Raw genomic sequence first — 24,713 nt, 5'->3', positions numbered from 1 at the left:
CATGGGAAGACGGCTTTTGTATATCACCAACGGCATCGCCGGAGCGGGAGGGCTGGAACGGGTGCTCTCCGTCCGGACGCGCCTGCTGGCGGAACGGTACGGGGATGAAATCCATATCCTGACGCTGAATGAAGAAGGAAAGGAGCCTTTTTATGACTTCTGGCCCGGCATTCACGTCCATGACGTGCGCATGCAGGGAAATCCCGCCGCGAGGCTGAAGGCCTGGGCAAGCGGCGTTCGGAAGGCGGTGCGCGCCGCCAAGCCTGCTGTCGTTTCCGTTTGCGACGACGGCTTCAAGGGGTTCTGGATTCCCTTCCTGCTGACGGGCTGCGGCTGCCCCGTGGTCTATGAACGCCACGTTTCCCGGCTGATTCAGGCGGACGGCCTGAAATCTTCCGCTCTCATGAAACTGGAATTCGCCCTGATGCGGTTCCTGGGAAAACGCTTCTCCCGTTTTGTGGTGCTGACGCCCGGCAACCGGGAGGAATGGCCCATGGCGAATGTGGAGGTGATTCCCAATCCCCTGCCGTTTTATCCGGAGGCACCCTCTTCCGGAAAAGAAAAAAGGGTGATTGCCGTCGGCAAGGTTTCCCCCAGAAAAACTACGGAGCGCTTCTGGCCGCCTGGAAAAAGGCGCACGGTAAATTTCCGGAATGGAAGGTGGAGCTGTTCGGAGCGGAAAAGGACGGAGGGATGCTGAGGAAAGAGATACGGGCCGCAGGGCTGGAGGAAAGCTTCCTGCTGCATCCCCCCACGCGGGAGATCATGCGGGAGTATCTGGCCTCTTCCATCTGTGCGATGTCTTCCCGCTATGAAGGATTCGGCATGATGCTGGCGGAGGCGATGGCGTGCGGCGTGCCGTGCGTGGCCTTTGACTGTCCCTGCGGTCCCGGCGACATCATCCGCCATGGGGAGGACGGCCTTCTGGCGCGGCCGGGAAAGGTGGCGGAACTGGCTTCCGCCCTGGAACTTCTGATGGGGAATGAAAAACTGCGCTCCTCCATGGCCGCGAAAGCGCGGGAAAATGTGAAGCGGTACGCGGCTGAAACGGTGGCGGCCCAATGGGACGGCCTGTTCCGCCGCATCCTTCAGGAAAGGAAAGGAGGCAAGCCGTGATTTCCGTCATCGTTCCCGTCTATAACGCGGAGGCTTATCTTTCCCGCTGCATGGAAAGCATTCTGAACCAGACGTACCGGGATATTCAGGTCATCTGCGTGAATGACGGTTCCACGGACTCCAGTGGGGACATGCTGGAAGAACTGCGCCGCCGGGATGGCCGGGTGCAGGTGGCTTGCCGGGAAAACTCCGGCTTGTCCGCCTCCCGGAATGCCGGGCTGGAGCTGGCGGAAGGGGAATGCGTGATGTTTGTGGACGCGGACGACTGGCTGGACGAACACGCCTGCGCGGACGCGATGAAAGCCATGCTGGGAAGGGACGCGGACATCGTGTTCTGGAGCTATGCCAGGGAATATGGAACGGCGTCCGCCCCGGTGCTGTTCTGGCGCGAGGAGCGGGTGTTTGAAGGGGAATCCATGGAATGGCTGAGGAACCGGCTCCTGGGGCCGTCCGGGGCTGAACTGGGGCGTCCGGAACGGCTGGACTCCTACGGTACGGCCTGGGGCAAGCTCTACAGGCGTTCCCTGTTCCGGGAAGGGGAAGCCTCCTTCGTGGACACGGCCCTGATCGGCTCCGCGGAAGACGTGCTCTGCAATCTTTCCCTGTTCCGGGCGGCCCGCAGGGCGGTGTACATCCCCACCACCTTCTACCATTACCGGAAGACGGCGGCGGGAGCCCTGACCAAGCGGTACAAGCCGGAGCTGGCGGACCAGTGGGAGGAACTCTTCCGCCGGATGGAGCGGCAGGTGCGGGAAAGCGGAGCTTATCCGGAAGCGGAGCAGGCCCTGCGGAACCGCATGGCGCTCTCCGTCATTTTCCTGGGCTTGAACGTCTGCGACGCTCCGGCCTCCTCCTTCCGGAAATGCCGTATTCTCCATGAACTGCTGAAACGGGACTGGTGCCGGACGGCGGTCAGGGAGCTGCCTCTGGCGCCTCTCCCCCGCATTGGAAAGCGTTTTTCCTGACCGTGAAACTGGGATGCGTGCCCGGTTTGTACCTGTTCCTTCTGACCATTAAAAGAATCTGGCAAAATGACCCCTCAACGAGTGCTCATGGTATTCACCATCATGAACCGCGGCGGAGCGGAAACGATGGTGATGAATTATTACCGCCACATGGACCGCAGCAGGCTCCAGTTTGACTTTCTGGTGCACCGGGAGACGCCCGGCATTTATGAAGAGGAAATCCGGAGGCTGGGAGGGCGGATTTACAGGCTGCCGCCCATCACCCTGCGCGGTCTGGCGGCGTATCAGGAAAAAATAGCGGCTTTTTTTGACGGACATCCGGAATACAGGATGGTTCACGGCCACTGTTCCGAGCTGGGCTACTGGGTATATCGTGAGGCGGCGGCGCGGAACATTCCTTTCATTGCGGCGCATGCCCACAGCTCTCCGGTAGGAATTGATAAAAACTCCCTGTTCCGCTTCGTGCTCAAGCACCTGATGCGTCCCTGCCTGACCCACCGGTTCACGTGCAACGAACTGTGCGGGCGCTGGCTTTTCGGCCGCAGGGGCGCGCGTGACGCCATCGTCGTCCGGAACGCCATTGACGCGGGGCGGTTCACCTATTCCCCGGAGGTCCGGGAGCGGGTGCGGAAGGAAATGGGCTGGGAAGGCAGGCTGGTAGTGGGCCACATCGGCAATTTTTCCTGGCCCAAAAACCACGAATTCCTGCTGCGCGTCTTCCGCGCCCTGCTGGCGGTAAGGCCGGACGCCCTGCTGGCGCTGGTGGGAAGCGGCGGGGAAGGAGAGGGCAGGATCCGGCAGGAGGCGGAGCGGCCTGAATGGGACGGAAGCATCCGCCTGCTGGGCGGCAGGGATGACGTTGCCGCCCTGGTGCAGGGGATGGATGTCTTTGTCTTCCCCTCCCGGTTTGAAGGCTTCGGCATTGCGATGCTGGAAGCGCAGGCGGCGGGGCTGCCCGTGGTGGCGTCCGACCGGGTGCCGGGGGATGGAGCGGTGGTCCCGGGCCATGTGAATTTTATGTCCCTGAAAAAATCCCCCGCCGCCTGGGCGCGGAAAATAGCGGAACTGGCGGACGGCTGGCAACGGACGGATGCGTCCGCCTTCATCCGTGAAGCGGGGCTGGACATCGTCCGCAATGCGGAAAAGCTTCAGGAACTCTATCTGTCACAGGGAGGTGAAGCATGAACCCCCTGCTCACCGTCTTCACGCCCTCCTTCAACAGGGCGGACTGCCTGCGCCACTGCTATGAAAGCCTGCGGCGGCAGACCTGCCGTGATTTTATCTGGCTGGTGGTGGACGACGGCTCCACCGACGGCACGAAGGAACTGGTGAAGGAATGGATGCGGGAAGGCGCGCTGGACATACGCTGCCACCATCAGGAAAACGGAGGCATGCATGCCGCCCACAATGCCGCGTATGAATTGATGGACACGGAACTCAATGTCTGCCTGGATTCCGACGACCTGATGCCGGAAGACGCCGTGGCCTCCATTCTGGAATTCTGGGAACGTCACGGAAGTGACCGTGTGGCCGGACTGGCAGGGCTGGATGCGGACGTGAAGACGGGGGAACTCATCGGCACGGCCTTTGCAGGGGATGTGCAGGAAACCACATTGACCGGGTTTTATGCGGCGGGAGGCCGCGGAGACAAGAAGCTGGTGTACCGCACCGCGCTGATGAAGCAATTGCCGCCGTATCCCGTCTTTCCCGGTGAAAAATACGTGGGGCTGGGCTACAAGTACATGCTGGCGGACCGCGTCGCCCCGCTGCTTACGATGAACAAGGTGCTTTGCCTGGTGGAATACCGGGAGGACGGCTCCTCCAGGAACATGTTCCGCCAATACGTGCTCAACCCGCGGGGATTCGCCTTTCTGCGGAAGGAGGGAATGAAATACCAGCCCTCCCGGCGTCGGCGGTTCATGGAGGCGGTTCATTACGTCTCCGCCTCCCTGCTGGCCCGCAATCCGGGTTTTTTGCGGGAATCACCGCGACCGTTGCTGACTCTGGCGGCCCTGCCGTTCGGAGTGGTCCTGACGGGCCTTATTCTGGCCAAAAACGGAAGAAAGGAATAACGGAAATGAAAATAGCCTATGTACTGGATGATCTGGACGCGGCGGGCGGCATTCAGGCCGTGACCCGCGCCAAGGCTGCCGCCCTGGCTGCCATCCCCGGCAATGAAATAATGCTGGTGACGGCCAATGATTCCCGGCGGACCGCTTCCTCCCTCCCTCCGGGCGTGAAGGTGGTTCACCTGGGTGTGAACTACTATGAGGACGACTGGAAGGGATTCCTGTATGTGCTGAAGGGCATTCTGGTCCGGCGCAGGAGGCATGCGAAAGCTCTGCGGAAGGCGCTGGATGAACTCCGTCCGGATATAGTCGTCTCCGTCGGGCAGTCGGAAAAATTCATGATACCGCGCCTGTCGCGCGACAAGCCGTGGAAAACCGTGCGCGAATTCCACTACTCCGGAACGTACCGGAAGGACTATGCGCGGCTTCAGGGGGAATCCGTGCGCGCGTAATGGCTGCTCTTTCCGACTTCTATGAATTCGGCCTCCGCAGGGGAACCTATGACGCTACCGTCGTTCTCACCCGGCAGGACCGGGAAGAAAACTGGAAGGGCAGGCGGGGAGTGCATGTCATCCCCAATCCGTGCGTATGGCGGCCGGAGCGGGTTGCTCCCCTGGAACGTCCGCGGGCTGTGGCCGTTGGGCGGCTGGTTCCGGTGAAGGGATTCGGCCTGCTGGTACGCGCGTGGGAAAAAGTGGCCGCCGTTCATCCGGACTGGAAACTGGAAATTTGGGGGGACGGTCCGGAGCGCGGTTCTCTTGAACGCCTGGTCCGGGGAAAAGGGCTGGAAAAAAACGTGCTGCTGCGCGGAGCCACAGGGGAGGTGCGGGAAAAACTGCTTCAATCCTCCATGCTGGTATTCCCCTCCCTCTTTGAAGGCTTCGGCATGGTGCTGGTGGAAGCCATGGCGTGCGGCGTGCCGTGCGTGGCTTTTGAATGCCCGTGCGGTCCGCGGGACGTCATTTCCCCGGAAGAAGACGGCCTGCTGGTTCCTCCCGGGGATACGGACGCCCTGGCCCGCGCCATCATCCGGCTGATGGAACAGCCGGAGCTAAGGAGCCGCATGGGGAAGCCGCCCGGAACAAGGCGGCCCGTTATGCGATGGATGCCGTCTGCGCCGCGTGGATGGACCTCTTCCGTCAATTAAACTCTTCTTCATCATGCTAACCTTTATTTTCATAAAAACATGCCGCTCGTTTCCATCATCATTCCCTGCTACAACGTAGCCCCCTTCATGAAAAAATGCCTGGATACCGTCTGTGCCCAGACGCTCCGGGACATTCAAATCATCTGCATCAACGACGGCTCCGGGGATGGAACCCTGGACATCCTGAGGGAATATGAAGCCGCGGATGAACGGTTCGTCGTCATCGACCAGCCGAATGCGGGCGTGGCGGCGGCGCGGAACGCCGGGCTGGATGCGGCTTCCGGGGAATACATCGGCTTTGTGGACCCGGACGACTACATTTCCCCCGTCATGTTCCAGCGCCTGTATCTGGCGGCGGAGGAATACCGGGCGGACGTGGCGTGCATGGGGGCGACGATTGCGGGGGACATGCCCCTCTCCGTCCGCTGGAGCATGCTCAACGGCCTGCAATGCCCGGAATGGCATTGCGGTAACTATGACTTCACGACGATGGGGCCGTTCAGCGAACTGTGCTGGGACAAGCTGTACCGGGCGGAATTCCTGAAAAAGACGGGTCTTCGCTTCCGGTCCGGAATGAAGCAGGGCAGTGACGCCCTCTTCAACAACCTGCTCCAGCCCTATGTGAAAAGAATCGTGAAAATACCGGACTGCCTGTACATCTACCGTCCTACCCGCCCGGACTCCCTGGTGAACGTGTACAAGGCCCCGGACAAAAAGGGTTCCGGCTTTTATCCGGCTCTGGAACGCATCGACCTGATTGCGGCGGCCTACCGGGAACAGGGCGTGCTGGAAAGAGCCGGGATTACGGTGCTGAACTGGCTGAACGGCAGTATCCAGCTCTTTTCCTCCAACCTGTTGAACCAGACGGCGGCAGAAAAAAAGGAGGCCCTGGACGCCGTCCGGGCGCTGCTGGACAAATATGAATGGCGTGAGTTCGTCAAATCCCCGGAATCCCCCTTCCGCCTGCTGAGACACATTGCCAAGGGGAACGATCTCCGCGTGCGGTGCGCCCTCTTCGGCATCTACCGGGTCCTGCATTCCCGCATGGGGAACAGGCTGGTGGACCTCTGCACCCGCATCATCAACCTGCGCGGAAGCGCCCGGTAGGGTAGGGGTGGTGCCGGAATGCCTTACTTTCTGGAAGAAAAGGCCGCGTCCGGCTGCGGGCGGAGCAGGCAATCATAAAACGGAGTGTAAAGCAGATTGTTGGGAATCAGGTAAATATACCCTTCCCGGGAATCATAGACCATGTTGAACCGTTTCAGCAGGTTGTTGCCCATGACGCCGTCCATTTCCGCGATGCTCTGAATACCGCTGGTGACGGTGGAGAAGGCGCCGGGGATGAGCGGAAGCTTGCAGCCGCCCAGTTGGATGCTGTCGAACATGACGTTTTCCAGAACCCCGGTATGGGAGTCCGAACTGGAAATGCGGGAAGTGGAAAAGGGCTTTTGGCTGCCCAGCAAATGATGTTTTTTGATGAAAGGCGTATTGAGGTCCAGAACGCGGTCGGAGCCGGTATCCACGGATAAACGGAGCTGGTGGGTTTTTCCGTTGACCGTCACTTGTGCGGGGACAATCGGAACGCCCATCACGTACTCAATCTTCAGGCGGATGGCATTCGCCGGCGGCGTATAGGAACCGTGCGGGTACAGGTAAATCTTCCGGTCCGTGTAATTCACTTCCGTTACCTGCCGTTGGATGAACCAGAGGCCCAGCACGCCGTCCCACTGGTCCGGTGAATAGGGAATGGCAATAAAGGGAACGTGCTCCAGGCTTCGTCCCCCGATGGTGAATTTGTTCTCCGTGCTTCCGCGTACTTCATCGGACCCCGTGGCGCCATGGTTGACGACGGTCTCGTTGAATTCCATTGGAACGCCTTTCAGGGAATTGGTGCTGATGACCATGGATGTGGCTCCGGTATCAAAAAGAAAACGCAGGGGACGGCTGCCATTGACGCTCCCCTTCACGTAAATACGGCTGGCAGTGCCCAGCTCAAAGGGAATGCTGCCGCTGGGGGTATTCGCTCCCTGGGCGGAGAGAAGGGAAACCAGTGAAATGGTGAGAAACGACAGGATTTTTTTCATATGAGTTACTCCCTGTGTCAATGAAGTTGTTTTTCCGGAACAGGCGGCTGGAGCATTTGGTGGTACTGGCTGGCCAACGGATGCCCGTTTCTATAGCAAAGGCTTCAAGAGCTAACAATATAAAAGAAGAATCCTTTATTTGGAGAATGGTTTTTATCGCATGGAGAGGCGGCCAGGATTTTCTTTGAAAAAGAAAAACCGCTGCAGGTTGGTACCTGCAGCGGTTGAAACGGTCCGTAGGACTGTCCTTGAAATTTGTCTTAGTATTTGATGACTGGCATGAAGGCTATATTGACGGGACGGTTTTCTTCAGCAGTGGGTACAGATTTGGATGCATCAAAAGTCCATTGTTTAGTAGTATTGTTTAACGTGCCAGTACTTGACATAGAAACTGTGTTTCGATTTGTCGTGTCTTGGATATACCCGAAGGCGCCTTCTAAATTAGTCGCCCAGCCTTGAGATTTACCAGTTCCCAAAAATCCAAAGGCTCCTTTAATGTTTCTGATGGCATCCCCTTGCACGCTGCCTACAGTTCTCTCTGTAGAAGTGGAACGGATGAACAACCCGCTGTCTCTTGTCAAGTCGGGAAGGGCGAAGGTAGTTACGCCATCGCCGCCATAGGTGGTGCTGATTGCCGCGTACAATTCCGGATACTGACTGATTTGGAGAGTCGTGCCATTGCATTCCAGCCAGCCGTTCGGGGCTGTGCTGCCGCAGAACCACATGAAGCAGCCAGGAGGCACGCTGGAACCTTGCGGACCTTCGGGACCTGCATCCCCTTTATCTCCCTTGTCCCCTTTGGGGCCCTGTGGACCGGCAGGGCCCTGGATGCCGGGTTCACCCTTGGGGCCTTGGGGGCCTTCCGGTCCCGGGGCTCCCGGATCGCCCTTGTCTCCTTTAGGTCCTTGACCGCCTGAGTTCCATTTTTCCTTTTCCTGTGCCGTGACGTGAATGCTTGCGTTTCCTGCATGAGCGGAAAATTCATTCTGCGTGGTCATCAGGATTCCGTTAATCGTGATAATCTCATTCATGATTGTTGTCTAATTGGTTCGGGATAACCCCGGCTGGTGAACATCCTGTTTTTCCTGGGATACATATCTCCTGATTATTCGGGAACCTGTTTCAGGACAGACACCTTGCGAAAGGAATTTGCATGTATTTCAAAAAGAAGTCATCCCGCATGCAACGTCAGGCGGAAACGCCAAATGGGCAGAATACAACGATTCCACGTGCTTTTCTCCTTTTCCTAATTTTTCCGCATTGACGCGGGCTCATGGATAGAAAGACCCACATCCCCATGATGTTGAGAGGCAGGTGGACGGCAATTATTTCAATATGCCTGAAAATGAAAAACCGCCGTAAGCTTTTCAACTTACAGCGGTTAAAAGTGGTCGGGTTGACAGGATTCGAACCTGCGACCCCCTGCACCCCATGCAGGTGCGCTACCAGACTGCGCTACAACCCGATAAAATCGGACCGACCGGGGCCGTGTCTTGCGACGGCGAGGTGTATATAGGAAAACTTTAGTGTTGGCAAGAGTCTTTTTTCATAGCATATCTTTTTTGTCATGAAGCAAGTTCAAGTTGCAGTCGTCGGGGCCAGTGGCTACACCGGACAGGAGTTGTTGCGCATCCTGTTGAATCACCGCGGAGTGAAGCTGGTGTGCGCTACCTCCCGCCAGTATGCCGGACAGCCGTTGTGGGAGGTGTTTCCCCGTTTCCGGCAGGTTCCGGGTTCCGACCTGAAGTTTACGGATTCCGATGTGGACGCGATTGCCGCCACGGGCGCGGAGGTGGCTTTCCTGGCGCTGCCGCATGGCGTGGCCGCTTCCTATGCCCGCGGCCTGGTGGACCGCGGCGTGCGCGTGATTGACCTGAGCGCGGATTTCCGCCTGGACAGCCCGGAAGTGTACGAGGAGTATTACGGCAACGCCCATCCGGATACGGCCCTGATGCAGGAGGCCGTGTATGGCCTTCCGGAGTGGCGCAGGGAGGAGATTGCCCGGGCGCGCATCGTAGCTTCCCCCGGCTGCTATCCCACCAGCATCCTTCTTCCCCTGATTCCCCTGTTCAAGGCCGGCATTCTGGAGCCGGAGGACGTCGTGGTCTGCTCCGGCAGCGGCGTGAGCGGCGCAGGGCGCAAGGCGTCCATTCCCCTGCTGTTCTGCGAGTGCAATGAGAGTTTCCATGCTTACGGCGTGCCGAAGCACCGCCATTTGAGCGAGATTGAGCAGGAGCTTTCCCATGCCGCCGGGAAGACGGTGGTGATGTCCTTTACCCCCCATTTGATTCCCGTGAATACGGGCATTTGCTCCACCATTACGGCCAGGGTGAAGAAGGGAGCGGATCCCGAGTCCGTCGGCCGCCTGTTGGAAGAAGCTTATGCGGCGGCTCCGTTCGTGCGCCTTCTGGGCCGCAACCAGCCTGCGGATACCAAGAATGTGACGCGGACGAATTGCGTGGACATCGGCTGGGCCCATGATCCCCGGACGAACCGCGTGATTCTGATGAGCGCGGAGGATAATGTGGTGAAAGGCGCGGGCGGCCAGGCCGTCCAGTCCTTCAATATCATGTGCGGGTTCGATGAAACGGAAGGCTTGTGGGTCCTGTAGTTTTTTGATACGCTGGAAGGCACTTCAAGACGATGAATGATTCATCCTATATTCCGGTTGACGGGGGCGTTTGCGCGCCTCAGGGCTTTGTGGGGAGCGCCGTAAGCTGCGGCATCAAGAAGCCTACGGCCACGCGCCTGGACCTGGCCCTGATTTATTCCACGGAACCCTGCGTTTCCGCAGGCACGTTCACGACCAACCGAGTGCAGGCCGCCTGCGTGAAGGTGAGCCGGGAGCACCTCCGGAAGGGGAATATCCGCGCCATCGTGGCGAACAGCGGGAATGCGAACGCGTGTACCGGAGCCCAGGGTGTGGAAGACGCCAGGGGCGAGTGCAGGAGCGTTGCGGAACTTCTTGGGCTGAAGCCTGCGGAAGTGGCCGTGTGCTCCACCGGCGTGATCGGCCTGCCGATGCCCATGATGCGCATTTACCCGAAGTTCCCGGAATTGGCGGAAGGCCTTTCCCGCGACAAGGGGCACGAGGTGGCCCAGGCCGTGATGACCAGCGATACGAAGGAGAAGATCATTGCCATTGAGTTCATGGTGCAGGGCAGGCCCGTGCGCATCGGCGCGTGCTGCAAGGGCGCGGGCATGATCAATCCCTGCATGGCTACCATGCTGTGCTTTATTACGACGGACGCGGGCATTTCCCGCGACGTGCTGGAGCTGTGCGTGCAGTCCGGCGTGAAAAGTTCCTTCAATTGCATCACCATCGACGGCGACATGAGCACGAACGACACGGTGCTGGTGATGGCGAACGGCGCTTCCGGCGTGAAGCTGGAATCCCCGGAAGATATTTACGCGTTCCAGCAGGCTCTGGCCCATGTGATGCTGGAGCTGGCCAAGCATATCGTGCAGGACGGCGAACGCGTGACCAAGTTTGTGACCGTGCATGTGACCGGAGGCCGTACGGAGGATGAAGCGAAGAAGGCGGCGGAAGCCGTCGCCAAGTCATCCCTGGTGAAGAGTTCCTGGAACGGGAACGATCCCAACTGGGGACGCATTATCCATGCCGTGGGCTATTGCGGTGCGAAGGTGGATGAAGAGAAGATCGACATCGACATCGCCGGATTGGCCGCCTGCCGCGGCGGCATGCAGGCGGATACTCCGTCGGACGATTTGCGGCAGGCCGTGCAGGTTTCCGCATTCCAGGTGGATATCAATTTGAACCGGGGCGAGTTTTCCCATACGGTGTACACCACGGATTTGTCTCCGGAGTATGTGGACTTCAACCGTTCCGAGTACGCGTATTGGAACCAGGCGAAGGCCGATGGCCTGACGCATTAACCGCCGCAGTCATGGCACCGGGAAAGTGCCGTCATGGAAGAGCGGAGGAGCTGTTCCCTCCGCTGAAATGCTGATGGAAGTGCGGCGCCTTCTGGATGAAGGCGCTCTCCGGGCTTCCCGGGCGCAGCGTTCCTGCACGGGCGTGGCGGACTGTTGCCGGTTCCGGCTGACAGGAGAGACGCCGCATGTGACGCTGGGGGAGGCGTGGATGGCCTGGAAGGCGTGGCGCGCCGCCGGACGCACGCGCGTGGAGCTGCCGCCGGACGGAAGCTGCCCATTTCTGAACGGGCAGGGGAAGTGCATGATTTACCAGGGAAGGCCGCTGGCGTGCCGCACTCATTTCTGCATGTCTGCGGGTGGGGCCTTGCCCCGGCGGGAAGTGATTGATCTGATTCGCGCTCTTGAGGATATTGACGTCGTGCTGGGCGGCGATGGCGCAACACGGCTACCGGAGGCGGTGGAAAGGTTGTCCCGGAAAGGCCCGGCGGACGGTGGGAGGAAGAGGCGGCGGTGATGGAATGCAACGGCTTCTTGATGAAGGCCGGGGGCCTTCAATCCCAGGCGGACGTTTTTTCTTTAAGCCATGGGGATATGTTTTTTCCCTGCGTTTTTTGATGGCTGCTGCGCTGCGAAAAGGGATTCTCCGATTCTTGTAAAAAGAAGAAGCGTTTTTTCAGGCCTCCGCATCCGGTTTTTTCTCTTTTTCCTGCTTGGAGGCCAGGTGGCGCAGGGCGCTGGCGGCCTTTTTGTTGCCGTGCCTGACGGCTTTCTGGTACCATTCCGCCGCCTGTTCGTCATCCTGCGGAATGCCGTAGCCGTGGGCGTAGCAGTTGCCCACATTGAACATGGCTGTGGCGTTGCCCTGTTCCGCCGCCTTGAGATACCATTTCAAGGCTTCCTCCCGGTTGACGGGCGTTCCCTTGCCGTTCAGGTGGCACCACCCCAGGTTGAGCTGGGCCGTTGTATGGCCCTGTTCGGCGGCCTTGGTGTACCAGTGGACGGCTTTGGCCATGTCCACTTCCATGCCCCGGCCGTTGCCGTAGCACCAGCCCAGCGTGTATTGGGCCGTGATCTGGCCCTGGAGGGCTGATTTGTGGTACCATACCAGCGCCTTGTCGATATTCGGCTGCACGCCGAAACCGTTTTCATAACACCAGCCCAGGTTATACTGGGCCGTAGCGTGGTTCTGCATGGCGGCCTCCTCATACCAGTAGGCGGCTTTTTGCGGATTCCGGGGAGTGCCGCTTCCATTGCCGTAGCACCAGGCCAGGTTGTACTGGGCACGGGGATCCCCCTGTTCCGCGGCCTGCTTGTACCAGTACACGGCCTGTTCCCAGTTTTTCTGGCTGGCGCTGTTGGCGTAAATCCAGCCGAGGTTGAGCTGGGCTACCGCGTGACCCTGTTCCGCCGCTTTTTTGTACCAGGTGATGGCCTGGTTTTCGTCTTTTTCCACGCCCAGCCCGTTGATATAGCAGAATCCGAGGTCGAATTGCGCGGTGGGATGGCCTTGCTCGGCGGCTTTCCGGTACCAGTAAAAGGCTTTGTCATTGTCCTGCGGGGCGCCTATGCCGTTGGAGTAGGCCCAGCCAAGGTTGAGCTGGGCTGTCACGTGGCCCAGTTCCGCCGCCTGCTGGTAGCAGTAGAAGGCTTCCTGCTGGTTTTCTGCTACCCCGCGCCCCTGTTCATAACTGATCGCCAGTTGAAACAGTGCCTGGGCGTCTCCTTTCAGGGCTATCTGCTGAAGGGTTTCTATGTCGACGGAATAGGTCGAGACGGTGCTTTCCAGCTCGCCGTGGTTGTTGGAAGCGTCATTCATTTCACAGGTAACCGCACTGGAGAACATTGGAACAATTCATGCTCTTCTGAACTTATGCGTTTCCCGATTCTGCACATTTCCCCGGCAAGAATCAAGACCCGTTTTTGAGAGAAAGGAGTTCGGATGGCCTTACCGCAGGATGCGCCTGCGGCGGGACACGGCAAGGAATACGCCGCAGAGGGAGAGAATTCCAGTGCCGGGTTCCGGAATCCTGAGGTCTCCCAGCGGGGCGGTGAAGCTTTGAAGTTCGCCCAGCCGCGTGCCGGTCAGGCCTGCTTCACCGTAATTATAGCCGTACACGTTGTTTTCACCGTCCACGCTGGTCAGATAGATGTGTTTCTCATCGTCCACGATAACTTTCTGCCGGAACATTCCCAATGCATAGTCATCGGAATCCGTCAGGTAGATAATCAGGTTCCCGTCCGCGTCCATATCATAGCCCCACATGGTGATGGCGTGGCCGGTTCCGTACTCGCCGATGCTGAGCGTGGTTCCCCAGTTGTTGTTGATGCTGTTTTTCAAAACGCTGTAGATTCCGTCCCTGGTATCGCCCTCCCAGAAGGTGTAGGAATTGAATAGCGGGGTGTTGTCCGGCGTTCCCCACTTGTCGTAGGTCACGGTCAGGTTCAGCTCTTTCCAGTAGCCTCCTTCGGAGGAGGGGTTGTCCCTGATTGTGGAGTCGGTCCCATAAAAGGCGGAGGGAAGCATTCCTCCGTTGAACCACCAGTTGTAAGCCTGTTCCACGGACCCTCCCTTGTCAGTCCAGCTCGTCGCCAGGGTTTGGTAAATGCGCAGCTGGCAGGCTTCCGGCATGTTGCCGTAAGTGGAGGATTTTCCGTTGGGGGTCGTAGGTGAGAGGTCGCTTCTGGTATTCTGCCACCATTGAAGAACGTTGGAGGCCGCCGCTGCCCAGCAGAGCTGGCTGTCTACGGGATTGTCCGGGCTGTAGTAGCCGGAAGGACGGTCTGTCATGGAACCGCTGCCCCACTTCCATTTGGTTTTCTTGTTGCAGTCATACCATCCGCCGGATTCGGAGACGTTTTCAAGGAATACGGGCGTGGCATGGAGTGTTTCAGGAAGAAGAAACAGCGCCAGCAGCGCTAGGGAAAAGGAACGGGGATTCATCGGAAAAGCAGAGAGGAATTCCCATATTGCTAGATAAAAGCCTGAAAAACGTCAAGATAATAATAATTATTCTTCCTTAACGGGCGAGAAGCCACGGCGCCGTGGGGGCTTCCGGCATGGCTGCTACGGCGGCGGGCGTTCCTTCCGCCACGATGTTTCCGCCATGTCTTCCGGCTCCGGGGCCCATGTCAACCAGGTAGTCCGCGGCGTTCAGCAGGTCCTTGTGGTGTTCCACGCAGAGGATGGTGTGCCCGGCGTCCCTCAGACGGAAAAGAGCCGTCAGAAGAAGGGCCACTTCATTGAAGTGGAGGCCGCTGGTAGGTTCGTCAAGAATGAAGAGGGCGCGCTTGCCGTCCTCCGCCAGTTTCCAGGCCGGGGCCTTGGCCAGCTCCGCGGCTATTTTGATGCGCTGGGATTCCCCGCCGGAGAGGGTGTCTGCCCGGCGGTTGAGGCTGAGGTATCCCAGGCCTACGTCCTGCATGCTTTTCAGGATAGCGGCGGCCCGGGGCAGGGAGGAGAAGAATTCCGCCGCTTCATCCACCGTCAGCGCCAGCGCCTGGGCGATGGATTTTCCCTTCCAGGTGACTTCCAGCGTTTCCCGGTTGTAGCACTGGCCCTGGCAGGCGTCGCAGGGCATCGTGACGTTGCCCAGAAAGTTCATGTCCACTTCAATCATGCCCGTGCCCAGGCACCGTTCGCAGCGCCCCCCGCGGATGTTGGGGGAAAAGCGCGCCGCCGTGTATCCCCTTTGCTTGGAAAGAGGGAGCTGGGCGTAAAGGGGGCGCAGAACCTGGAGCAGTCCGGTGGCTGTGGCCGGCGTGGAGCGCGGCGTCCTGCCGATGGGCGACTGGTCGATGACGACGAGGCGGTTGAAGTGTTCCGAGCCCTGCACGCGGCGCGGAACGCCCTTTTTCCCGGGGATGTCCTGCCTGACCGCGGGAATGAGGCAGTCCCGGACAAGAGTGGATTTTCCGGAACCGGAGGGCCCGGAGATGCAGGTCAGCGTGCCTACCGGGATGTTCAGGGTGACGTTGTTGAGGTTGTGCTTGTCCGCCCCGGCCAGGACCAGATGCCCGGTGGGAACCGTCCTGTGTCCGGAGGCGGGCATGCTCCGTTTGCCGGAGAGCCATGCTCCGGTAGGGCTCTCGGCGTTTTCCAGAATTTCCGGAAGGGGACCTTGCGCCAGAATACGGCCGCCGTGGGTGCCGGAGCCGGGGCCCATGTCCACCAGATGGTCCGCCGCGTTCAGAATTTGTTCGTCGTGCTCCACTACCAGGACCGTGTTGCCCTGGTCCCGGAGCGTCCGGAGCGCGCGGAGCAGGCGGTCCGTATCGGCGGGGTGAAGTCCGGCAGTAGGTTCGTCCAGGATGTAAAGGACCCCGGAAAGACCGCCGCCCAGCTGGGAGGCCAGGCGCGCCCTTTGCAGTTCCCCGCCGGAAAGAGTGTTTGCCTGCCGGTCCAGGGAGAGGTAGGAAAGGCCCAGTTCGTTCAGGAAGCGCACGCGCTTGTTGATCTCCTTCATGAGCGGGTCCAGCGCCGCCGCCAGGGAGGCGGGCGTCTTCAGCCGTTCCAGCTCTCCGGCCATGTCTTCCAGCGGTAGAGCCGTCAGTTCCGCCAGGTTATAGGCGCGGTCCGGCGTGTGCATGGTGACGGCCAGCGCCAGGGGGAGAGCCGCAGGCCGCCGCAGGCGGAGCATGGGCCTTTTTCCCGCTCATTCAGGCCGGAGCCCTGGCAGGAAGGGCACGCGCCCAGTGGAGAGTTGAAGGAGAAATGGCGGGGCGTAAGCTGGGGAAGCAGGAAGCCCGTTTCCGGGTTGCGGTAGCGGGTATGGAAGGCCTGGACGGTAGTTTCTTCCCCGGCCTGGTGATGATGGCCCGCACCTCGTCCGGATTGATCCGGAGGGCCGTTTGGAGGGAGTCCGCCAGGCGGGAGGCCGTGTTTTCCCCGCGGACGATGATGCGGTCGATGACCAGGGCGGCATCCGGCGGGGGAGGAGCCGGGGAGCCTATTTCCTCAATATCCTGCATTTCCCCGTTCCAATAGACCCGCAGAAAGCCCTGGCGCTGGAAGTCGCCCAGAGTCGCCGCAGGATCCTGGGCCAGCAGGGCTTCCGCCGGAGCGGCCAGGACCAGGCGCGTCTGTTCCGGCAGGGAGACGAGTTCCTCCGTAATCTGGTCCGGGCTTTTGCGCACCAGTTCCTTGCCCGTTTCCGGGTCATGGGGAGTGCCGGCAGCCGCATACAGGATGCGCAGGTAGTCCAGAATTTCCGTGATGCTCCCCAGCAGGGTGCGAGAACTCTGCTGCCTGGCGGATTGTTCCAGGCACAGGGCCGGGGGCAGTCCGGTGATGCTGTCCACCTCCGGCTTTTCCGGCTGTTCCATGCCCTGCCTGGCCCGTGCCGAAAGACAATCCAGGAAACGCCTGCGGGATTCGGAGAAAAGCGTGTCGAACGCCAGGGAGGATTTTCCGGAGCCGGAAGGGCCGCTGAACACGATCAGCTTGTTGGATGGAAGGTCCAGATCCAGGTTCCGGAGGTTGTGCTGGCGTGCGCCGCGGATGGAGATGGGAAGGTTCATGTCACGTAAGCCGGGTAAAGGAGCCCTGGTGCGCCCCCCTTCCTCAATGATGAGGCGGCGCGCCGTGATGTCCCCCAGGAATTTGGCATGCCGGTGGATGGTAACGGTTTCATCCGCCGTGAGCGTTCCTTCCAGGGAACCCTGTATCCAGATGTTTTCCACCTGGATGGCTCCTGTGACCAGCACCGTCGTCTTTTTTTCCACCACCAGCCTGCGGGCGGAGATGGAGCCGGAGATGTGCTGGTCCGTTTTGATCTTGCAGACGCCCCGGCACAGAAAATCGCCGGACGCCCTGCCGTATAAGACCAGGTCCCGGCATTCGATGTTCAGTCCCTTCAGGTCTGCATTGGCCTGCACGGTGACGCTTCCGCAGGTCTGCACCTTCGTTCTGTGCGTCCTGCTGTGCAGGATAACGTCGTCCAGCTTGATGTAGGCGGAGCAGTGCCCGCATCTGGCGGAAACGGCCGTGACGGGAACGGAAGTGTTTTTGCGGCAGGAAAAGCATTCCACCTCCCGGGTGGGCGCAGGCCTCCTTTCCGCGGCTGCCGGGAGCGTCCAGGGCGGGGCCGGAGCGGGACGCCTGATTTTCCCGGAAGGCGCGCTGCTGGTCCGTGGAACGGGATGGAAGGAGGGAGTCATGGAACAAAGAGGGCGGCAAAAGAACGATCCGTTCCTTTGACGCCCCTGAAAATGGCTGGTGGAAGGTTTTTCTTATTCCGCGTCAATGTCCAGCGTGCTCTGGCTGGTCGGGGCGGGGGCTTCCGGTTCCGGAGTGAAGGTATGAACGGGGGCCGCTTTCTTCGCGGCGGAGGCTCCGGCGGTGCCTACCGTGGGGGCGCCTACGGTGGAATGGCCGATGAAGATCGCGCCGCCTTCAATAGCCAGGGAGGCGGCCTGGATGTCGCCTACGAGTTCCGCGGTGCTTTTCAGTTCCACGCGGTCCGTAACCGTTACATTGCCGATGACCTTGCCGTGGATGATGACGGACTTGGTGTTGATTTCCGCGCGGATGACGGCATTCTGGCCTACGGAGAGCACCCCTTCGGAAGAAATGTCGCCTTCAACGGTGCCGTCAATCAGCAGGTCGTCGGAAAAACGCAGGGAGCCGACAACCTCCACGTCGGAGTTCAGCACGTTGCGGGTCAGTTGCTGGACGCGCGTAGTGGGGGCGTAGGAAGCGGGGGAGGGTACGGCTTCCGCAACCGGTTCGGGGGTGTCCTGGCTCTTGGCTACGTCCATCCAGCTGGGGGTGGATTCAGGATTCTTGTTGCCCTTGGGGGCGGGAACGGTGGTGAATGATCCAAACATGGCGTTAAAAAGAGGGAGGGGTGAAAGGTAAGGTGGGAGTTCTTGAAACTCGTCCGGTTTAATGTACATCACCCGCTTGTGGATGTGAAACAATTTTCTCCGGAAGGGATAAAAAAATGTGTCTGTTTTTTATCGTTGCGTTACCCTTGGCGTTCCGGTAGTGTTTGACCATCCTTCCGCAGTTGTTTTCTGTGGGTATTTCCGGTTTAAAATGAGTGATTTATCTGACAATAAACCGCCCCTTTCCCCTGCCGCGCGCAGGAGCGGCGGAAAAGCGGGCGGCGCGCTGGGGCGCATTCTTTCCGTCATCTTCTTCATGATGGCGCTGGGGCTGTTTTTCGGCGGCCTTTTTTTCTGGCTCCAGAAGCGCCAGGCATCTCGGGATTCAGGGGCCGCCGCGCGGATTTGCGCCACGCCGGAGATGCTGTCCGGGGAATTGCAGGCCACGCTGAAGGACAAGGTGGACTACAGTTTCTGGCCTCCCTGCCACATCCCCCCGATGGAGCGGCAGGACCTGCTGCGCAATTGCCTGGTGGAGGCGCAGAAATATTTGAGCGCTCCGGACGTGGTCCAGAAATCCTCCTTCGTGTGGAATTCCCTGCAATCGCTTCCTTTGATGGTCAGGCATTACGCCGTATCTCCGCCTGAGGTGATTGCCAGCAAGCCCGTGGGGCCTAAAAGTTTCGCCGTGCTTGAGGTGGAGGGGCATCCCTGCGCCCAGCTGCTGATAGGCTTTGAAAAGACGCCCGACATGGAATTCTGCTTTTTCAAGGATGGACAGGATGGCGCCTGGAAGCTGGACTGGCAGCAGTTCGCCCGCTACCAGCCGGTGAACTGGGAGGATTTTGTCCGTGGAAAAGGGGAGGACATCGCGGAATTCCGCGTGTGGATGATCCGGGACCGCATGTCGGAGAATAAGGACAACTACGCGTTCAAGCTGATCGCTCCCGGAATGAACGGGTCGGAGGAGCGCAGCATTGCGCGGCCCATGGTTTATGTTCCCAGAAAATCGGAAACGGGCAAGCGACTGTTTATGCTGTTTAAAATCAATGAGGAAATGGAGCATTCCCCATACCGGGTGCTGAACGCTAATGACGAACTTGACATGCTCCGCGTGCGCGTCCTGCTTTCCCGCAGCAAGGAGCCCAACCGCAAGGGGGAATATTCCTTCACCTTGGTGAAGCTGCTCGGGGAAGGGTGGTATGGCCTTTCCGTTGCAAATAAATAGTAACTTGCTTAGAATAGGGGACTGCCATAGGAATACGGCAAGTCCCCTGATATTATTTACCTTAGTTGTTGTGGAGATATTGTTACATCTATTCGGTTAGATGTTTTGACTTCTTGTACTGGTCTTCGCGACCAAATAGCTTTGCCATTACATGCTGCTGAGGCTTTGGGCCATTTTTTAGGATCGGGAGAAAATGCCTCAACTTTGGGGGTGCGCACTTTAGCTATTGGAGTCTTTTCATCTGCCTTCTCTGGAATAAATCCTGGAAGAAACCACTCATATTTTAGCTCTTTCAAATTCCCTTTTTTCTTATCGTCATTTTCGCGCTTCATGATAGCTTCATAAGGATATATTGTATCTTGTTTACAGATATTTGGCCCTGATAACCGCATTTCATATGCCATTACAGTTGGGATTGACAAGAATATGATACATAATAATTTAGTCTTCATTTTCTTTTGTATTTCTATTTTTGTATGATTTCGAGATTTCTTCTATAAGTTTTTTCTGGTATTGATTTTTTAATTTATCTAGTTCAGCTTGGCTCATAGAAGAAATTTTCTCTTGCAGTTCTACCAGTTCAATTTTTGGTTTAACTTTACTGTTTGGTAGATAACTTTTCCAATCGAGACCCATGTATTCAATTACTTCGCATTCATCTACAGTGAGAGGTAATGTTCTAGGACTAAATGGAAAGAATTCTTGTGACCTGTATATAGCATATTCATCTTGTTTGTGATACCACTCTTCCAGAATTTTTTTTGCACTGCTTCATGATCTTCCGATGTCCATATATTCAATATTTTTTTAAATTCTGTTTCTTTTTCTATTGCATTCAAGTGGCGGTATAAAGATAAGAGAAAACTTCTTTCTTGAGAAATTCCCTTTGGTGTAATCGGGATTTTTTTATTAAGAAGAAAAACATCTTTATTATTAAATATACTATTCATTTTTTCTTTTAAAAGATCCATGCGGCTAATGAAAAGCCCGTTTAGTATAGCATCGCTTGAATAATTATTAAGAATTCGTATGCTGTAAGTTTCGGGACCGGACAGAATGAATGTTTTGTAGACACCACTACCATGGAAATCCTTCACTCGGCTACGTGCAAGAATTGGAGCCATTTGAATTTTTTCTCCTTCATCAAGTTTTCCGGATCTAACTTCAATAATAAAATCCCTCCAAGTTCCTATATTATGATCTTTACCTTGATAATTATAAAAATACAGTGAACAAGAATGGTATCCTTCTGGTACTTGTATACTTGTCCAAATATCGGGCCCATCAAATTTAGATGCGTATTCTTCTCCATTATCGGACCATTCTGTTGCTATACGCGTACCTGTTTTCGGATTAAATAGTACATTAGGATTTAATGACGCATTATCATTATGGGGACGTACAGACAAAGAATCTTCTTTCTGCTTATGAAATCCTAATATTTGATTGCTATCAATTTTAACATCCAAATTGGCTATAATATCATTTCCCATATTGCAGGTCCCGCACAGGAGAGCATAATCTTTGCCGTAATATCCATACCAATCTCCTTTTGTCGCCCAGTCCTCTTTCCATGCGACAGCATAGGGGATTTTTTTTACCTTATGGTTGTTTTCCTCATCAACAACTTGGTTAAGTTTAACTGCTTCTTGATTCAGTTCATCACGAGTTTTAATAGAAGGAATAGGCGGGAAAGATGGAAAATCCTCTCTCTCAGCGACTTTTAATTGATTTCTTTTCTTCTCTTCGTGTATTTTGATAATGCCATGTCCATACGTTGCTGCATATACGCTTCCGTTTGGTAAAGTAAGCAACGATTTCACAAAGGGATTCTTAATATTTTTTGGGAATATACCTAATTTATTTTTTTTCAGATTGAGCGGATTAATTAAAACAGCTCCCTTTTGGCGGAATCCAATCCACCATCCTTCCTTGGTTTCCGCTAAACAAGTAACATAGTCCTCCGGTAGGAGCGACACTCCTGCTTTGGAAGAAATATCCCGGTCCACTTTGACATTCCATAATCCCTGGTTTTTGTCACGACAATCTTCTCCCCTTAGGTATTTCCAACTACTTGTACCTTTTTTGAAGGCCAAGCCACTGTTAGTTCCTAAAAGGATATCGCCCTTTTTTGTTGGCAATATTGTATTACATAAATTCGAAGGAAGACCTGAACCAAAACTTTCTATAGGTTGGCGTACCCGGTTCTCTTTGTCCCAGTACCACTTTGCCTGTTCAGTATTGATAATCTTATAATTCTGTTGTTCAGATAATTGAGAAACACCTCCACATGCATAACCCAGCCAAAGGTTTCCTTTATCATCATAGGCAAGAGTTTCTACTTGATCTTCCACCAAACCCTCTGCACGCGTTAGATTGAGCCATTGATTCGTTTGTGGTTTAAAGACATTCACTCCACCGGAGGTAGCAATAGCAACGTCTCCAGTTACAGGAGATACGGCTATGTCAAAAATACGTTCACCGAGCAAAGCATTTTCACGATTGTAGGTTTTCCATTTCTCTCCATTAAATACTGATACCCCTTCATTATCCGTGCCAACCCAGATGCGACCTTGTTTATCTTCAGCAATGGAATAATAATTGGTTTCTTTTTTAAGACCATGATAATAGGATATGTCCAACCAGCTTTCTTTTCCCGCTTGCGCTTTTTCCAAAGGTTTCAGACAGTAGATTCCCTGTCCTTCGCTCGTTATCCAGATTGAACCATCAGAAGCTAATAGGCAATCAGTAAGATATTCTGCGGGACACGGCGGCAGTTGGTCAGAAAATTCTATAGTCCGATCTTTTCCATAGACTGATGATAAAGAAATCAGACACGCGATTAAAATTCTTTGTATTCTCTGATGTAATTTCATAATTATCTAATTAAAAAGTTAATATTAATTGGCATGGCTATTTCTAATATTTATTTTTGCAGGGAATGGTAATATTCCAGATCATGTTTATTTTTTGAAAGAGTAGCTATATCAATTCCAACTTTGATCAATTCATTTCTTATCCCTGTGATATTATCGGTTTCCTCCTTGAGAAGTCTTTTTAAGAAGATATTTCCGAGTTCAATCAATCGTGGATCATTCCACAGTTTTTGACATTCAGCATAGAATTTGAGATGTTTGATTGACTCGGAGCTGTTGGGTAATAATCCTTCAATAGCTTGTTCCAAGATAATTAAGGTTTTCTTTTTGGTTGAAAATTTTATTTTATTGGTTTTGTAGTATAAAAGCCAGTCACTATAAAATATACGCCTTTTATGCACATTATATATTACTTTACCTTTTATTTCAGGAATATCATTTGCCAAACATTTTGAAAATGATTGCATGTACAACTGAATGGCGGAGTCTTCTACTCGTTCTTTTTGTATAATTTGAGAAATTATTTTATATTTATCTTGTTTTTTAAGATTCAATGGTATGAATTGATCAAGAAGATATTGTGCTGCTATAGGATCCTTACGGAATGAGTATACAATTTTTTGAGCTAACTGATATTTCTTTTCAGTGGATATCTGTCTGGATTGCATAGAAATAAAATCCTGCCATGCAGCAATATTTTTACCATATGCTTTTTCGATAGCTTTACGGGATAAAATATTTTTATTAATATTGTTTTTGCTTAAGCTGGAGTAAGCCCGGCATAATTCCGAATCTCTTGCTTCATTTAATTGCTCAAATCTCACAAAGGAAGAAATTATTGCCGGAGGTCCTTCCCATGGAGACATATTTGAACTCCCAGGAAGTTTCCAACCGGAGTGGCCCCCGGACCAAACCCAGCCATAAATATTATTTCCGATGACCCATTCACCAGATAGATTTTTGTATACAAAAGCACAGTGTCCTGGTTGTCCGATCGGATAAGCTGGAACGCCGCGGGACGCTAAAAAACCTGCAGCTCCTTTAGAAACTGCTCCACAAACACCTCCATATTCATTTAAAATAGCTAGTGTCGTTGGTTTGTAATCATAAAATGGAGCTCCGGCATGTATACTGACTCCGTTTTTATTTTTTTCTCTGTAGGGAATGAACTGAGTTGCGCTGCCTGCACTTTCTGATTTGAATTTATTTCTAGTTTTACTAAATCTCTGTCCCCATTCCAAATCTTCAACGTTATGATGGTGGTGGTAGAGAATTGCCATTTCCCAAGCGTTTAGATGATCATATTGCTTAAATAAATCTCCATTATTTCTTGATTTTTTATAAAATTCATATCTCTCCAGACTTTGTTCAAGTCCTTCTTTTAATTCTGGATGTGCTTCAAGTCCGCATCCTAAAGCAGAGACCAAATCAATTCCCTCAAGCTTTTTGTTTTCTCTTAGCCAAATTTCTCTAATGACATTAAGAGTACCGCTATTACCCCGGTTGGCTTTTGCGAGTTGCTGAAAGATAACTGGATTTTTTAATAAAAAATTACAAAATTCATTATCTTGAAGAGCTTCAATAAAACAATTGTTTTTCTTGGTTATATTTTAAAAAAATCTATTGATATAACAAACATGCTCAATATCTTTGTTTTCTAAAAGGGAGTTAAGAGATTCTTCATTTAGTGTTTTCGCATCAATTGTCTGAATAATTACCCGTTCTGTTACATTACTCACTAATCGCGCACTACCACTATGCAATGCACTTTTTACTTCTGCAGGAACTTCTGCAGATGAAATCTGTAGAGAAATAGAAAGTAAAATGTAGAGGAAGTTTTTTACCATATTTTTGATAAAATTTGGTATGAAAGATAGCGTTTAGATTAGTATCTGACTTTTTTAAAGCATCTATTTTTGTAATATGGGTGCCAACACACATCCTTATCCAAAGACTATCAATGAAAAAGAGAAATTGTCAAACATTTTTTTCTGATTGACAATCAATTTTTTTGTTTCAAAAGTGCAGAAGAGAATCAAGAAATAGATGGAATCATCGGCGGCGGAAATGGGACGGAAGTCCGCCGTAAGGGGGCCTGGGGCGGTAGGGACGGCAATGCGGACGGGGAGACGGGTACGCCATTCCATGCTGCGGATGCGCGGAGCGGCGTCCGCGGCAGACGCCCGCAGGCCAGAAGGGGCCGTGATAATGCGGCCTGGGATTCCAGGCGGGAACGTAGCAGCCGCGGTAGATGCCCCTGATGACGTAGATGGGCATGCCTGCGGGGGAATAGGCGTAAATGGGCCGGCCGCATGCGGAATAGCCCCAGATAGGGAATCCGGAGGAGTCATACAGGAGGCTGACTTGTCCTCCCGGGGCCATGCGGATTTCACCGTGCAGATGGATTCCGGCTTCCGCAACGGAAGGTGGGAAGGCCAGGAGGGCAAACAGGGCGCTCCCGGCGCAGTAGGAAAGGAGGTTGTTTTTGACGAGGTTGTTTTTCATC

The 24,713-nt window shown here is 54.9% G+C and carries 25 protein-coding genes and 1 tRNA gene; 12 read left to right on the top strand and 14 right to left on the bottom strand.

The features are described from left to right. The first annotated feature begins 1 nt into the window (after nt 1). The 8 genes from PVA48_RS01995 (at nt 2) to PVA48_RS01960 (ending at nt 6,404) form a co-directional block, all read left to right on the top strand. The gene (locus PVA48_RS01995; protein WP_423232162.1) at nt 2-700 is read left to right on the top strand and encodes a glycosyltransferase; all 699 of its coding nucleotides are present in this window, start codon (nt 2-4) and stop codon (nt 698-700) included. Then, on the top strand, nt 616-1,116 hold the full coding sequence (locus PVA48_RS01990; RefSeq protein ID WP_423232482.1) for a glycosyltransferase: 501 nt from the start codon (nt 616-618) through the stop codon (nt 1,114-1,116). The genes PVA48_RS01995 and PVA48_RS01990 overlap by 85 nt, the downstream gene beginning before the upstream one ends. Then, a complete protein-coding gene (locus PVA48_RS01985) occupies nt 1,113-2,081 on the top strand; it encodes a glycosyltransferase family 2 protein (RefSeq protein ID WP_423232161.1) in 969 nt (322 codons plus the stop codon). The genes PVA48_RS01990 and PVA48_RS01985 overlap by 4 nt, the downstream gene beginning before the upstream one ends. A gap of 66 nt (nt 2,082-2,147) precedes the next feature. Continuing rightward, on the top strand, nt 2,148-3,266 hold the full coding sequence (locus PVA48_RS01980; protein WP_102728899.1) for a glycosyltransferase: 1,119 nt from the start codon (nt 2,148-2,150) through the stop codon (nt 3,264-3,266). Next, a complete protein-coding gene (locus tag PVA48_RS01975) occupies nt 3,263-4,153 on the top strand; it encodes a glycosyltransferase family 2 protein (RefSeq protein WP_102728898.1) in 891 nt (296 codons plus the stop codon). The genes PVA48_RS01980 and PVA48_RS01975 overlap by 4 nt, the downstream gene beginning before the upstream one ends. A 5-nt stretch (nt 4,154-4,158) precedes the next feature. Continuing rightward, nucleotides 4,159-4,602 (top strand): hypothetical protein, encoded by a 444-nt coding sequence (locus PVA48_RS01970; protein ID WP_423232160.1) that lies wholly within the window; start codon nt 4,159-4,161, stop codon nt 4,600-4,602. Further along, nucleotides 4,602-5,297, top strand: a complete 696-nt coding sequence (locus PVA48_RS01965) for a glycosyltransferase (RefSeq protein ID WP_423232159.1) — start codon at nt 4,602-4,604, stop codon at nt 5,295-5,297. Before PVA48_RS01970 ends, PVA48_RS01965 begins: the two co-directional genes overlap by 1 nt. 39 nt (nt 5,298-5,336) lie before the next feature. Then, on the top strand, nt 5,337-6,404 hold the full coding sequence (locus PVA48_RS01960) for a glycosyltransferase family 2 protein (RefSeq protein ID WP_102728896.1): 1,068 nt from the start codon (nt 5,337-5,339) through the stop codon (nt 6,402-6,404). 23 nt (nt 6,405-6,427) lie between these two features. On the opposite strand, the gene PVA48_RS01955 is transcribed toward PVA48_RS01960, so the two are convergent. The 3 genes from PVA48_RS01955 to PVA48_RS01945 form a co-directional block, all read right to left on the bottom strand. Then, a complete protein-coding gene (locus tag PVA48_RS01955) occupies nt 6,428-7,381 on the bottom strand; it encodes a retropepsin-like aspartic protease (RefSeq protein ID WP_102728895.1) in 954 nt (317 codons plus the stop codon). Between the two features lie 260 nt (nt 7,382-7,641). Beyond that, the gene (locus PVA48_RS01950) at nt 7,642-8,412 is read right to left on the bottom strand and encodes a phage tail protein (protein ID WP_102728894.1); all 771 of its coding nucleotides are present in this window, start codon (nt 8,410-8,412) and stop codon (nt 7,642-7,644) included. Between the two features lie 357 nt (nt 8,413-8,769). Further along, a tRNA-Pro gene (locus PVA48_RS01945) sits at nt 8,770-8,846 on the bottom strand. Nucleotides 8,847-8,948: 102 nt separating this feature from the next. Between PVA48_RS01945 and argC the strand changes: the two genes are divergently transcribed. The 3 genes from argC (at nt 8,949) to PVA48_RS01930 (ending at nt 11,792) form a co-directional block, all read left to right on the top strand. Next, nucleotides 8,949-9,992 (top strand): N-acetyl-gamma-glutamyl-phosphate reductase, encoded by a 1,044-nt coding sequence (argC, locus tag PVA48_RS01940; protein ID WP_102728893.1) that lies wholly within the window; start codon nt 8,949-8,951, stop codon nt 9,990-9,992. A 32-nt stretch (nt 9,993-10,024) separates the two neighbouring features. Beyond that, entirely contained in the window at nt 10,025-11,278 is a 1,254-nt protein-coding gene (gene argJ / locus PVA48_RS01935; RefSeq protein WP_022396168.1) for a bifunctional glutamate N-acetyltransferase/amino-acid acetyltransferase ArgJ, read from the top strand. A gap of 67 nt (nt 11,279-11,345) precedes the next feature. After that, nucleotides 11,346-11,792 carry a YkgJ family cysteine cluster protein gene (locus PVA48_RS01930; protein WP_418386117.1) on the top strand — a complete coding sequence of 149 codons (447 nt, stop codon included), beginning with the start codon at nt 11,346-11,348 and terminating at the stop codon, nt 11,790-11,792. Between the two features lie 159 nt (nt 11,793-11,951). Here PVA48_RS01930 and PVA48_RS01925 read toward each other — a convergent pair whose 3' ends face one another. From PVA48_RS01925 to PVA48_RS01905, 5 genes are all read right to left on the bottom strand, one after another. After that, nucleotides 11,952-13,094, bottom strand: a complete 1,143-nt coding sequence (locus tag PVA48_RS01925) for a tetratricopeptide repeat protein (protein ID WP_180971835.1) — start codon at nt 13,092-13,094, stop codon at nt 11,952-11,954. A 129-nt stretch (nt 13,095-13,223) separates the two neighbouring features. Then, nucleotides 13,224-14,219, bottom strand: a complete 996-nt coding sequence (locus PVA48_RS01920; RefSeq protein WP_102722591.1) for an IdeS/Mac family cysteine endopeptidase — start codon at nt 14,217-14,219, stop codon at nt 13,224-13,226. 76 nt (nt 14,220-14,295) lie between these two features. Next, nucleotides 14,296-15,915 (bottom strand): hypothetical protein, encoded by a 1,620-nt coding sequence (locus PVA48_RS01915; RefSeq protein ID WP_423232158.1) that lies wholly within the window; start codon nt 15,913-15,915, stop codon nt 14,296-14,298. A gap of 19 nt (nt 15,916-15,934) precedes the next feature. Next, nucleotides 15,935-17,434: a polymer-forming cytoskeletal protein gene (locus tag PVA48_RS01910; protein ID WP_423232157.1), complete on the bottom strand. Its 1,500-nt coding sequence runs from the start codon at nt 17,432-17,434 to the stop codon at nt 15,935-15,937. Nucleotides 17,435-17,506: 72 nt separating this feature from the next. After that, the gene (locus tag PVA48_RS01905; RefSeq protein WP_022396162.1) at nt 17,507-18,103 is read right to left on the bottom strand and encodes a bactofilin family protein; all 597 of its coding nucleotides are present in this window, start codon (nt 18,101-18,103) and stop codon (nt 17,507-17,509) included. Nucleotides 18,104-18,314: 211 nt separating this feature from the next. On the opposite strand from PVA48_RS01905, the gene PVA48_RS01900 reads away from it, so the two are divergent. Next, nucleotides 18,315-19,331, top strand: a complete 1,017-nt coding sequence (locus tag PVA48_RS01900) for a hypothetical protein (protein ID WP_102722588.1) — start codon at nt 18,315-18,317, stop codon at nt 19,329-19,331. A gap of 56 nt (nt 19,332-19,387) precedes the next feature. Here the strand turns inward: PVA48_RS01900 and PVA48_RS01895 are convergent, their stop codons facing one another. From PVA48_RS01895 to PVA48_RS01870, 6 genes are all read right to left on the bottom strand, one after another. After that, nucleotides 19,388-19,783 (bottom strand): hypothetical protein, encoded by a 396-nt coding sequence (locus PVA48_RS01895; protein ID WP_146020139.1) that lies wholly within the window; start codon nt 19,781-19,783, stop codon nt 19,388-19,390. Next, nucleotides 19,773-19,967, bottom strand: coding sequence for a hypothetical protein (locus tag PVA48_RS01890; protein ID WP_423232156.1), 195 nt, complete (start codon nt 19,965-19,967; stop codon nt 19,773-19,775). Before PVA48_RS01890 ends, PVA48_RS01895 begins: the two co-directional genes overlap by 11 nt. 23 nt (nt 19,968-19,990) lie before the next feature. Continuing rightward, nucleotides 19,991-22,207, bottom strand: coding sequence for a ligand-binding sensor domain-containing protein (locus tag PVA48_RS01885; protein ID WP_423232155.1), 2,217 nt, complete (start codon nt 22,205-22,207; stop codon nt 19,991-19,993). A 50-nt stretch (nt 22,208-22,257) separates the two neighbouring features. Beyond that, the gene (locus PVA48_RS01880) at nt 22,258-23,634 is read right to left on the bottom strand and encodes a hypothetical protein (RefSeq protein ID WP_146021174.1); all 1,377 of its coding nucleotides are present in this window, start codon (nt 23,632-23,634) and stop codon (nt 22,258-22,260) included. A 183-nt stretch (nt 23,635-23,817) separates the two neighbouring features. Then, nucleotides 23,818-24,054, bottom strand: a complete 237-nt coding sequence (locus PVA48_RS01875; RefSeq protein ID WP_146021173.1) for a hypothetical protein — start codon at nt 24,052-24,054, stop codon at nt 23,818-23,820. A 205-nt stretch (nt 24,055-24,259) separates the two neighbouring features. After that, nucleotides 24,260-24,712, bottom strand: a complete 453-nt coding sequence (locus PVA48_RS01870; RefSeq protein ID WP_102722585.1) for a hypothetical protein — start codon at nt 24,710-24,712, stop codon at nt 24,260-24,262. Between the last annotated feature and the right edge of the window lies 1 nt (nt 24,713).

The organism is Akkermansia sp. JRP_AM1 (assembly GCF_049262625.1).
Classification (GTDB): Bacteria; Verrucomicrobiota; Verrucomicrobiia; order Verrucomicrobiales; family Akkermansiaceae; genus Akkermansia; species Akkermansia massiliensis.
The sequence above is the reverse complement of the archived record's forward strand: the minus strand, read 5'-3'. Positions and strand labels throughout refer to the sequence as shown.